At 67.9% G+C, this 10,619-nt stretch carries 10 protein-coding genes and 1 pseudogene; 6 read left to right on the forward strand and 5 right to left on the reverse strand.

What is annotated here, in order from left to right; all coding sequences use genetic code 11:
- Positions 1-1,442, forward strand: a 1,442-nt coding sequence (locus K2Z83_RS01880; RefSeq protein ID WP_220593500.1) for a WD40 repeat domain-containing protein, incomplete at its 5' end; no start/stop codon positions are given.
- Positions 1,443-1,481: 39 nt separating this feature from the next.
- Here the strand turns inward: K2Z83_RS01880 and K2Z83_RS01885 are convergent.
- Positions 1,482-2,021, reverse strand: coding sequence for a helix-turn-helix domain-containing protein (locus tag K2Z83_RS01885; RefSeq protein ID WP_220593501.1), 540 nt, complete (start codon positions 2,019-2,021; stop codon positions 1,482-1,484).
- A 179-nt stretch (positions 2,022-2,200) separates the two neighbouring features.
- Here K2Z83_RS01885 and K2Z83_RS01890 point away from each other — a divergent pair, with 179 nt between their 5' ends.
- Entirely contained in the window at positions 2,201-3,166 is a 966-nt protein-coding gene (locus K2Z83_RS01890; RefSeq protein ID WP_220593502.1) for an integron integrase, read from the forward strand.
- Positions 3,167-3,297: 131 nt separating this feature from the next.
- Here K2Z83_RS01890 and K2Z83_RS01895 read toward each other — a convergent pair whose 3' ends face one another.
- The 4 genes from K2Z83_RS01895 to K2Z83_RS01910 all read right to left on the reverse strand — a co-directional run bounded on the left by K2Z83_RS01895 (position 3,298) and on the right by K2Z83_RS01910 (position 7,257).
- The gene (locus K2Z83_RS01895) at positions 3,298-3,657 is read right to left on the reverse strand and encodes a hypothetical protein (protein ID WP_220593503.1); all 360 of its coding nucleotides are present in this window, start codon (positions 3,655-3,657) and stop codon (positions 3,298-3,300) included.
- Between the two features lie 217 nt (positions 3,658-3,874).
- Positions 3,875-6,025: a hypothetical protein gene (locus K2Z83_RS01900; RefSeq protein WP_220593504.1), complete on the reverse strand. Its 2,151-nt coding sequence runs from the start codon at positions 6,023-6,025 to the stop codon at positions 3,875-3,877.
- A 106-nt stretch (positions 6,026-6,131) separates the two neighbouring features.
- Positions 6,132-6,914 carry an enoyl-ACP reductase gene (locus tag K2Z83_RS01905; RefSeq protein ID WP_220593505.1) on the reverse strand — a complete coding sequence of 261 codons (783 nt, stop codon included), beginning with the start codon at positions 6,912-6,914 and terminating at the stop codon, positions 6,132-6,134.
- Between the two features lie 61 nt (positions 6,915-6,975).
- Positions 6,976-7,257, reverse strand: coding sequence for a hypothetical protein (locus tag K2Z83_RS01910; protein ID WP_220593506.1), 282 nt, complete (start codon positions 7,255-7,257; stop codon positions 6,976-6,978).
- Between the two features lie 292 nt (positions 7,258-7,549).
- Here K2Z83_RS01910 and K2Z83_RS01915 point away from each other — a divergent pair, with 292 nt between their 5' ends.
- The 4 genes and pseudogenes from K2Z83_RS01915 to K2Z83_RS01930 form a co-directional block, all read left to right on the forward strand.
- Positions 7,550-8,770 carry an MFS transporter gene (locus K2Z83_RS01915; RefSeq protein WP_220593507.1) on the forward strand — a complete coding sequence of 407 codons (1,221 nt, stop codon included), beginning with the start codon at positions 7,550-7,552 and terminating at the stop codon, positions 8,768-8,770.
- Between the two features lie 70 nt (positions 8,771-8,840).
- Positions 8,841-9,656, forward strand: coding sequence for an expansin EXLX1 family cellulose-binding protein (locus tag K2Z83_RS01920; protein ID WP_220593508.1), 816 nt, complete (start codon positions 8,841-8,843; stop codon positions 9,654-9,656).
- A gap of 122 nt (positions 9,657-9,778) precedes the next feature.
- Complete coding sequence (locus K2Z83_RS01925; RefSeq protein ID WP_220593509.1) at positions 9,779-10,225, forward strand: Hsp20/alpha crystallin family protein; 447 nt, start codon at positions 9,779-9,781, stop codon at positions 10,223-10,225.
- Between the two features lie 114 nt (positions 10,226-10,339).
- A pseudogene (locus K2Z83_RS01930) lies at positions 10,340-10,619 on the forward strand (hypothetical protein); the annotation flags it as partial.

Below are 10,619 nucleotides of genomic sequence, written 5' to 3' on the forward strand. Positions count from 1 at the left end.
CGAAACACCAGGACGCCAGGTCGACCGAGCGCTCGGTGCTGAGCGAGCTGCGCCTGCCCCAGCCCGACGACGGCATGATCGTGCCAGGATCCTTCACCAGCGTCGCCTTCAGCCCCGACGGCCAGTTCATCGCCGCCGGCGACGACGGCGGCAACGTGGCAGTCTGGGCGCTCGCCGACGGCGTCGCCCTCCAGAGCCTCAGCGTCGGGCTGCGCGTCGTGTCCGCCGTCGCCTTCTCCCCCGACAGCGGCGCCATCGCCGCCGCATCCGAGGGCTGGCGATCCGAGCCGGGCGCGATCTGGATCTGGGATGTCGCCAGCGGCGCCGAGCTCCACTGGCTCAGCATCGACGACGGCGCGCGGTTCCTCGCCCCCGCCAAGCGCATCGCCTTCACCCCCGACGGCGCGCAGGCCCTGATGGGCCTCGCCGACGGCGGAATCCTGCGCTGGAGCCTCGCCGACGCCTCGCTCGCACAGGAGATCCCTGGGCACACCGCCGCCATCACCGCCCTCGCCACCAGCCCCGACGGCGCCGGCATCCTCAGCGCCGCAGCGGACGGCAGCCTGCGCACGTGGCGCGCAGACGGCATGCCCGCCGAGGTGCTCGCCGACATCGGCGCGATCACCGCCCTCGCCATCAGCCCCGACGGCGCGCTCATGATCAGCGGAGACGAGGGCGGGGCCATCGACATCCGAGATCCCAGCGGCGCGCCGCTCGCACACATCCCCGGCCAGCGCAGCCAGATCAGCGACCTCGCCATCAGCCCCGACGGCGCAACGCTCGCCTCCGCCAGCCGCGACGGCAGCATCCGCCTCTGGCGGCTCCCCGCCGGCGAGCCGGCCGGCGAGCTCCACGGGCACGTAGCCAGCAACATCAGCATCGCCTTCAGCCCCAGCGGCGCGCGACTCGCCTCAGCGGGCCGCGACGGCAGCATCCGCCTCTGGCGCGTGCCCGAGGGCGTCGAGGAGCGCAGCATCGCCGCCCAGGGCATCGACCCCATCCTCTCCGACATCGCCTTCTCGCCCGATGGCCAGATCATCGCCGTGGCCGGAAACGAGGGCGCGATCAGTCTCTGGCGCAGCTCCGACCTCACCCTGATCGAGCGGCGGCCCATCGACGGCGTCGAGGCGCTTGATCGGGTTGCCTTCACCGCCGCCGGCGGCATGCTTGCCCGCGCCTACGATGGACAGCTCTACGCGTGGGCCAGCCTTGGGGCCGCGGTGCCCATCCTCAGCCCCGGTATCATCCAATTCGCCAGCCTCCCCAGCGGCGACATCGTCACCCTCAGCGACGCCGGCCCCAGCGTCTGGCGCGGCCCCGCCCAGTCCCTGCAGCCCTACGCCGACGCCGCAGCCCCCAGGTTCAGTAGCCTCGCCGCCGGCCCCGGAGTGATCGCGCTCGGGTCCCGCCTCGGCACCATCGTCGTCTGGGCCATCCGCTAAGGCGAAGGCAGCCGCCCGCCCTGGGCCGGGCCGAATAGCCTATCTCCGAAGGGTGATCATGCGACGGTATGGCGAAGGGGCTTTGCGGTTCTCGCGGCGCATGATACGCTTGAAGTGGCCCCAGGGTATGTGGAGGCGGATGAAGGCGATGCGGATGGTCTCGTCGCTGACGCGGGATTTGGTGAGGCCCTCGGCGAAGGCTGCATCCGCGATGAGCTCGAGGGTCCACTCGTCGCCGGAGAGCCCATAGCTCTTGGGGGGGCGGCGGAGGATGTCGAGGAGGCGCTCACGCCCACCGGGGATGAAGAGGTCGCCGGTGCGATGGGGCTTGGGGGAGCCCTCGATGAGGGCATTGGTGCCGCGCTGGTTGAAGTCGCGAATGGCGCGGCGGACGGTCTCGTCGTCGACGCTGAGCTCGGCGGCGATCTGAAGCGGGGGCTTGCCCTCGCTGCTGGCGAGGAGGATGCGGCTGCGCCGCTCGGCGAAGGGCGCGTATCCGTAGCTGTCGGCGAAGACTTCGAGAATGCCTCGCTCCTCTGCGGTGATCGCACGCGCCATGAGGGTTTGTCGCTTGGCCATCGCTGCACTCCTTGTGGCGACGTTGTGGTGCTGTGGGTGCCGTCTACCGTAGACGAATGATAATATGTAGTATATTTGGTAGTATTACCAAGGCTAGGCGGGCACTTTACGCGCGGGGCGGGGTGTGCTATAATCGACGCTGTTTAGCACATTATTTCTTTTCTCTAGGTAAGCACTGTATGGAACAGCCGCAGAAGCCACTTCTGGAGCAGCTGCGCGAGCTGCTGCGTGGCCGCCACTACTCGCTGCGTACGGAGGAGAGCTATCTGGATTGGGCGCGCCGCTATATCATCTTCCACGGGAAGCGGCACCCGCGAGACATGGGCGCAGATGAGATTTTGGCGTTTCTGAACCACCTGGCGGTGGAGTTGAATGTGTCGGCATCGACGCAGAATCAGGCGCGCTGCGCGCTGCTCTTTCTGTATCGGGAGCTGCTGCTGGCTAACCCTGGGGATCTCAAAGGGATCGAGGCCGCGAGGAAGCCGCATCGTCTGCCGACGGTTCTGACGCGGGCGGAGGCGCGGGCGGTGATCGCGGAGCTGTCTGGGGTGTACCAGATCATGGCGCAGCTGCTCTATGGGAGTGGCCTACGCCTGATGGAGTGTATGCGCCTGCGGGTGAAGGATCTGGATTTTGACCAGCATCAGCTGACGGTGCGCGATGGTAAGGGGATGCATGACCGGGTTACGATGCTGCCGGGAAGCCTGACGGGGCCGCTACGTGAGCATCTGGAGGGCGTGCGGCTCCTCCACCGGCGGGATCTGGCGGAGGGCTTTGGGGAGGTGTATCTGCCATTTGCGCTGGCGCGGAAGTCGCCGGGCACGGCCCGGGCCTGGGGCTGGCAGTATGTCTTCCCGGCCGAGCATCGCTCGGAGGATCCGCGCGGCGGCGCGGTGCGCCGCCACCACATCCACGAGAGCGCGCTACAGCGAGCGGTGCGGGATGCGGTGCGGGCGAGCGGGGTGACGAAGCACGCGAGCTGCCATACGTTCCGGCATAGCTTTGCGACACATCTGATCGAGAGCGGCTATGACATCCGGACGGTTCAGGAGCTGCTTGGGCACGCCGATGTGAAGACGACGATGATCTACACGCATGTGCTGAATCGCGGGGGGCTCGGGGTGCGTAGCCCGCTCGATGAGTAAGGCGACTTAGATCATGAGGGGCAGAAATGGGGGGCGGCGGGAGCGCCTGAGCCGCACGCCGCAATCGGCTGCGGCCTGTGCCTGCCGGGCACACACGAGACACAAGAGACGAACCACTCGCGCCGGAGGCGCTACCCGTCCGGGTTGAGGAGAAACTGCATCGTGTCGGCGAGAACGGCGGCCTGGACCGGCTCCTCAACGATGGCGATCGTCCAATCGCTCGCGTAGGGGACGGACTGGAGATAGACCATAGGCAGGGCGCTCACGATGATGATCGGGATAGACTCCGTCGCGCCATCGGCGCGCAGCCGCTCGATCACCTGCTCCTCGGGGGTCTCCAGGGCGGGCAGGGCGATCACGAAGAGGTTCGGCATCTCGGCGGGGATGCTGTCAGGGGCGGCTATTGTCGTGACAGAGTCGCTCGGCAGAAGCGCCGCCAGCCGCGCCTGGGTGTCTGCGTCGCTGGCCACCACCACCACAGATGTAAGCATCGTGTGATCCCTCCCTTATCGTTCAATCCGGGCGCATTGTAGCATACAGCCGCCAGCCGTGCCAGCCGAAGGGCGCTGCCGGGGGGGGTGAACCATCCTGCAAAGGAAGCTGCGGGCGGGAGCAGGCCGCCCCCGTCGCAGCTTCAGCCGCCCGCCCGAGGATGCAGGCCACACCCGAGGCATCGTAGGCCCGGCCGGCACGCGACCGCACGGTGCGCTACTGTATCGCCGCGTGGGCGAGGGTCAGGCTGCCGCTGGCGGGCGAGAGGCGAATGAGCGTCTCGCCGGGTCGCACGTGGAGCGAGATCTGCACCTGCTGACGCCCTCCCTCTAGATCGACCTGCGCCAGAAGCGCGCCGTCGGCGCTGATCGACAGGGGGCCGGGCGTGGCGGCGACGATGTCGAGCGAGAGCGTCGCCTCATGCGCCAATGCGCTATAGAGCGTCAGCCCAGACGCGCCCGCCGCCGTCCGCGTCACCCCCCCGTCGTCCGCCGCCATCGGGTCGCCCCAGCCGGAACCGACGCCGAGGAAGGGCACCGGACTGGCAGGCTCGACGACTTTGTAGGCCAGCACCGCGCCTGCGGCCTCCTCGCTCTGCACCCAGAATGATCGGCGCAGCCCAGACGCGCTGGCGGAGTCGGAAGCCACCACAGACGACACCTCACGACGAGGCGGGGCGCCGCCGGCCGCGGCCGAGGCAACCCGCATCATCATGCTGTAGCGCAGCGCGCCGCCGGTGCTGTGGAGCATCACGTAGCGGATATTGAAGTAGGAGAAGACGCTGGGGGCGATGCGCTCCATATCCTGGCCGACGATATCTGGCGCGGGTGCGGCGAAGGCCAGCATGCGCACGATCGGCAGCTCGTCGAGCAGCGCATAGGGCAGACGCCGCGAGGTGTACCCGCCCACCAGCGGCTTATCGTGGACAACCTGATAGAGCATATAGACCGAGCTGCTGAAGTAGTAGAAGGGAGCCTCCAGCACCGCGTACTGCTCGTGGTCGGCCGCCATCTCGGCGTAGATCTGCGGGATGTAGACTGCGGCCATCGGGAAGGGGATGGTCAGATTATCGATCACGATCAGGCCGACCAGCAGCGCGGCGACAAGACGTGGGCGACGGCGAGCGAACGCCCAGGCGCCGCCAGATCGCCGGTGTCGAATCATCGCCAGAAGGCGCTGCGTCCCCAGGGCGGACAGCACCGCCAGGGACAGCATCGCCAGGGCCATAAAGCGCACCGGGTAGCGAAAGATGCGGATCAGTGGCAGCTCGAAGAGCAGTCCGCCCGGCAGTGGCAGGCCGCTCTGCCAGCCGGCCACCTGCAGGGTCGGCCCCATCGCCAGGATGATGAAGACGATGGCGCTGATCAGCCAGAAGCGCCCCTTCCGCCGGCGGAGGGCGAGCGCGGCCAGCAGCACGGTGACCAGCCCGAGGTAGGCGGTCTTGTTCTGAATATGCGTGGTGGCCTTGTAGCTCTGGAGTCGCTCGGCGGCCAGCCCCCAGAGCGGGTGGAGCTGGCTGGGGATCGCCAGGTCGGCCACATCAACCGACTGCTCGCGGCGGAAGTCGGGGCCGCCCTCGCTGGCGGCGGTGGGCACGCCAGCCGAGGCCCGGGCCGTGGCGATGATCAGCGGCGAGATCAGCACAAGCGCGAGGGCGACAGCGGCGATTGCCGGCAGGGCAGCCCGCACGTCGCGGCGGCGGAAGATCTGGGCCAGCGCGTACCAGCCGGCCCAGATCAGCGCGAAGAGCAGGTACTGCCAGTCGGACAGCAGGCTAAGCACGATGGACAGGCCCGCGAGCGTCACGCGCCAGGGGGTTACCCTGGCCTGGGCGCGGCGGAGGGCCAGCACCGCCAGGGGCAGCGGCCATGCGGCCATCATATGGGTGTGGCCGCCCATCACCTGGGCCAGCAGGTAGCCGCTCGTGGCGAAGACGACGCCGCCGACGAGAGCCGCCGGCCGGAGGGCACCGACATCGCGGGCAAGAGCGTAGGTGCAGAGGCCGCCCATCGTCAGCGAGAAGATCACGACGAAGTTGTAGGCCGCCACCAGCCCGAGCAGCGCGTGGACCGGCAGCGAGACCAGGAAGTTAAGCGGGTTGAGCGTCTGAAGCAGCAGCGAGGCCCCCTGCGGGTAGTAGAGCATGGGGGTGAAGTAAGGGTTGTCGCCCGCCAGAAGCGCCTTCCGCAGCCACCAGAAGTTCCACATATTCTGCCAGCTGTCATAGGCGTTGCCCGGCACAGCCGTGGTGAGCCGCAGCGCGGTGGGCCATGTCAGCAGGACGGCCAGCGTCAGGTAGATCAGCAGGGGGGGGGCCGCATTCTGCAGCGGCGCGAAGCGCCGGCGCTGATGTGGTGCGTCTTTCACATGTTCCCTAGTGGTATCAGAAGGCGCGCCGGCCATGCGCCGCCCCAGCGACCGCCGTGCGGCCATCGGGGCCGGCGCATGGCCGGCGCGCCCCTTCCGGGCGCAGCTATGAATCCGATGAGGGCGCGCCCATCACATTGAAGCCGGCGTCGACATACATGATCTCGCCAGTGATGCTGCTGGCCAGGTCGGAGCAGAGGAAGGCGGCGGCGTTGCCCACATCGTCGATGGTGACATTCCGGCGCATGGGGGCCACCTCAGCGAACGCCTTGTGGAGCGCGCGGAAGCCGGCGATGCCGCTAGCGGCGAGGGTGCGGATGGGGCCGGCGCTGATCGCGTTGATGCGGATGCCGCGCGGGCCGAGGTCATCGGCCAGGTAGTAGACACTGGCCTCAAGGGCCGCCTTGGCGACGCCCATCACGTTGTAGTTGGCCATTACCTTGCGGGCGCCGTGGTAAGAGAGGGTGAGGATGGAGGCGTTCGGCGCAAACAGCTCGTCGGCAGCCTTGACCAGGGCGGTGAGCGAGTAGACGCTGACCTCCATGGCCAGGAGGAAGCCCTCGCGCGTGGTGCGCGTGTAGAGGCCGTTCAGCTCATCCTTCTTAGCGAAGGCGACGGCGTGGACGAGAAAGTCGATCTGGCCGAAGGTCTCGCGGGTGCGCTCCATCAGGGCGGCGATCTCCTCGTCGCTATTTACATCACACTGCTCGACCATCTTCGCGCCGAGGCTCTCGGCCAGGGGGCGCACGCGCCGCTCCAGGGTCTCACCTACATAGGTAAAGCCGAGCTCGGCGCCCTCACGGTGCAGCGCCTGCGCGATGCCCCATGCGATCGAGTGATCATTGGCTAGTCCGAGGATCAGCCCTTTTTTGCCTTCCATGAGGCCCATCGCCGCAACTCCTTCTCTCTAACTGCTGGGGGATGAATGCTGCGGCGTATCTTACCATACGTCAGGGGAGAGGTTGGGGTCGGGTAATTAAGGGCCAGGGCATGTGCAACGTCGCTGGCGGCTGAAGCCGCGTCGCGGGGGCCTGCGGCCGACCGGCCACCTTCGTGGGCGGATCCGGCGTCGGCGCAGGCCGACGCCCGGCGCAGCGCGCCCATGGGTAGTAGAAGGCCATGATCGGCCGGTCGGAGACGGCGTGGGCCGGGGCGGGGGCGGGGGCGAGGGAGGCGACAGCGACGATGATGAAGAGCGGGACGATCCAGCGTAGCGTACGTCGATGTGTCATGTGGGCGCTCCTTGGCATGAGGGCACAGGGCACAGGGTACAGGGTACAGGGTACAGGGTACAGGGTACAGGCGAAAGGTAGGGACATTTTACATGAATGGCGTTACCTGTGGGCGCGGGGCGATGCATCCAGCTCACGCCTACCTCCCGATCAGCGTAGATCCGCCTTGATGCTGATCCGCAGCGGCGGGCTGATCTGCTACCCTAGAAAAGTTAAATTTGGTTTAGACACGTCGCACACGAACACCCCGGCCTGTCCCCTGTCCCCTGTCCCCTATCTTCAAGGAGTACGTATGGTCGCCGTGCGCGCGCGCGCCACGCGGGGCAAGATCAGCCCGCCGGTGTGGAGGATCTTGCTACACAGCTCTGTCTTTGGCCTAGCCTTGAGCGTCGCGGATCTGCTCTTCAACTTCTACCTTGTGTCGCTCGGCTACACGGCGGCCACGGCGGGCCTCTTCTCAACCATCGGGCGGGCGGCGGGCATGCTCCTGGGGATCCCGCTCGGCCTGCTGATCGACCGCGCCGGCGCACAGCGCGCGATCCTGATTGGGCTGGCGGTCTACAGCGCCGGCTGGGTGCTCATGCTCCAGTTCACCTCGCTCTGGGTGATGATGCCGATCCAGTTTGTGATCGGCGGGGCCTACATCCTGGCGTCCTCGGCGGTCACGCCGCTGCTGGCCGGGGTGACGAGCGACGAGCAGCGGGCGACGATCTTCGGCTGGAACGCCTCGGCGTCCCTGATGGTGGGCCTGGTAGGCAGCGCCGTCGGCGGCCTGCTGCCCAGCCTCGCCGCCGGGGCCATCCACGTCGGCCCACAGGATACGGCGGCCTACCGGATCGCCCTGACCGTGGTGGTCGGGCTGAGCGTGATCGCGATGCTGCCGGTGATCGGGCGCATGCCCGCGCTGACGGCGGATCGGCCGGTGGGCGCCGCGCCGGCCCCCACGATCCCGCTCCCGATGTGGATGCTGGCGCGCTACGCCCTGGCCGGCCTGATGCTGGGCCTGGCTGGCGGGGCCTTTCTGCCCTTCCAGAACCTCTTCTTCCGCAACACCTTCGGGATGAGCGATGCGGCCGTCGGCGCGGTGCTGGCGTGGACGGCCCTCAGCATGGGCGTGGGCGGGCTGCTGGGCGCGCCGGTGGCGGCGCGGCTTGGCCTGCGCCGAGCCGCAGCCCTGCTGCGGCTCGGGTGCGCCCCGGCCATGGCGCTGATGCTTGTGCCGTCGCTCGTCCCAGCCGCGATCGGCTTCTTCCTGCGCGGCCTCTTTATGGCGGCCAGCTTCCCGCTCAACGACGCCCTCGTGATGCGGGCCACACCCCCGCGCCAGCGCGGCATGGCCACAAGCATGATGAGCGTGCTCTGGGCCGGCGGCTGGGCCGCCGCGGCCTGGATCAGCGGCATCGCCCAGGAGCGCTGGGGCTTCACGCCGGTGCTGATCTTTGCCACTGCCTGCTATGTTGTCTCCGCCCTCGCCATCATCACCCTCCCGATAGGGGACGAGGATCGCCAGTAGCGGCCGGCCCTGCATGCGAAAAAGGTGGCCTCCTCCGTTAAGTTAAAAAATAGTTAACGGAGGAAGCACCATGCATACCATACGCCATCGGGCGATCATCGCGGCCGCAGCAGCGGCCCTGATCGGCATCACCTGGGCCTTCGCCGCGCCAACCAACAGCGTCTACCTCCCGCTCGTGACCGTGCCCGCGATCGCCACCACCGCGACCACCGCGCCAACGACCACCACGCCACCGACCCAGAACCCGCTGCACACCGGCCAGGCCACCTACTACTTCGGGGCCAACGGCACCGGCAACTGCGCCTTCGACGCCATCCCCGGCGACCTGATGGTCGCCGCGATCAGCTACCTGAACTACAGCGACCCCCAGCCGGCCGCCTACTGCGGGGCCTACGCCGAGGTCACCGGGCCGAAGGGCACCATCACGGTGCGGGTCGTCGACAAGTGCCCCGACGTGCCCGACAACCCGACCAGCCCCACCACCGGCTGCGGCTCCTGGCACCTCGACCTTAGCCCCGAGGCCTTCGACCTGATCGCCGACCGCAACCTCGGCCGCGTGCCGATCAGCTGGCGCATCGTCAGCCCTAGCCTGAGCGGGCCGATCAGCTACCACTTCAAAGACGGCAGCAACCAGTGGTGGACCGCCGTGCAGATCCGCAACCACCGCACCCCGATCGCCAAGCTGGAGTATCAGAATAGCCAGGGCCAGTGGGTGAATGTGGAGCGGCTCGACTACAACTACTTCGTGGCGCCAAACGGGATGGGGCCGGGGCCATATACCTTCCGCGTCACCGACAGCTACGGCAACATCCTGCAAGACAGCGGGATCATCGGCGGCGACAACGTCTCGCGCAGTGGCGCGGCGCAGTTCCCCAAGGGGCCATAACGCATACACTTCTCTAACAGGGCGCAGACGCCCATCTAACACTCCCGCGCTATCCTATGCACGTACCCGCAAGGGAATGGTGTAGATACAGTAGACGACATAGGACACTGAGGAGGAAAGCGATGGCGACGATCACTCGTTGGGATCCGTTTCAGGACGCGATGAGCCTGCGTGAGGCGATGAACCAGCTCTTCGAGGAGAGCCTAGTGCCGGGCGTCGCGACAGCGCGGAACGGCCAGGGCTTCACCCCCGTCCTCGACCTGAGCGAGACGCCCGACGCCTACGAGATCGAGGTGGCCGTCCCCGGGATGAAGGCCGAGGATCTGAAGCTGACCTTTGAGAACAGCGTGCTGACGATCAGCGGCGAGGTCAAGCAGGATGAGGAGAAGAAGGGGCGCAACTACCACCGCGTGGAGCGCCGCTACGGCAAGTTCAGCCGCAGCATCACCTTCCCGAGCACTGTGAAGGGTGACGCGATCGTGGCGAAGCTGGAGCACGGCGTGCTCAACCTGACTCTCCCGAAGGCCGAGGAGGTCAAGCCCCGCCAGATCTCGATCAACGTGCAGTAGGACGAAACGTGCAGTAGGGCGAAACGCGGCGCGCGTGCGGGAGTTCCGCACGCGCGCCGCGTTTTTCACATGCGGTCGGCACGCGCCCCTGGGCATGCGGTATGATAGGGCCATATGGACACCGACACAGATCACGATACGGCGTCGCACAGGCAGGGGCCGGGCGACGCCGCGCGGCTGCTGGTGGCGATCTACGGGCTGTTCGCCCTGGCGGCGGGGGCGCGGGCGCTGTACCAGATCGTCACGCGCTGGGAGCGGGCGCCGCTGGCCTACGGGCTCTCGGCGGCGGCGGCGCTGGTCTATCTCGTGGCCTGCGCGGGCCTTGCCCGGCGCAGGCCGGCGGCCTGGCGGGCGGCCCTGGCGGCCTGCGCCTTCGAGGCGGTCGGCGTGCTCA

The organism is Oscillochloris sp. ZM17-4 (genome assembly GCF_019599295.1).
Lineage (GTDB): Bacteria > Chloroflexota > Chloroflexia > Chloroflexales > Chloroflexaceae > Oscillochloris.

Bases quoted from the DNA above. Each gene is read 5' to 3' on its own strand.
- K2Z83_RS01885 (WP_220593501.1), bottom strand. From the start codon at position 2,021: ATGGCCAAGCGACAAACCCTCATGGCGCGTGCGATCACCGCAGAGGAG.
- K2Z83_RS01890 (WP_220593502.1), top strand. From the start codon at position 2,201: ATGGAACAGCCGCAGAAGCCACTTCTGGAGCAGCTGCGCGAGCTGCTG.
- K2Z83_RS01895 (WP_220593503.1), bottom strand. From the start codon at position 3,657: ATGCTTACATCTGTGGTGGTGGTGGCCAGCGACGCAGACACCCAGGCG.
- K2Z83_RS01905 (WP_220593505.1), bottom strand. From the start codon at position 6,914: ATGGGCCTCATGGAAGGCAAAAAAGGGCTGATCCTCGGACTAGCCAAT.
- K2Z83_RS01910 (WP_220593506.1), bottom strand. From the start codon at position 7,257: ATGACACATCGACGTACGCTACGCTGGATCGTCCCGCTCTTCATCATC.
- K2Z83_RS01915 (WP_220593507.1), top strand. From the start codon at position 7,550: ATGGTCGCCGTGCGCGCGCGCGCCACGCGGGGCAAGATCAGCCCGCCG.
- K2Z83_RS01920 (WP_220593508.1), top strand. From the start codon at position 8,841: ATGCATACCATACGCCATCGGGCGATCATCGCGGCCGCAGCAGCGGCC.
- K2Z83_RS01925 (WP_220593509.1), top strand. From the start codon at position 9,779: ATGGCGACGATCACTCGTTGGGATCCGTTTCAGGACGCGATGAGCCTG.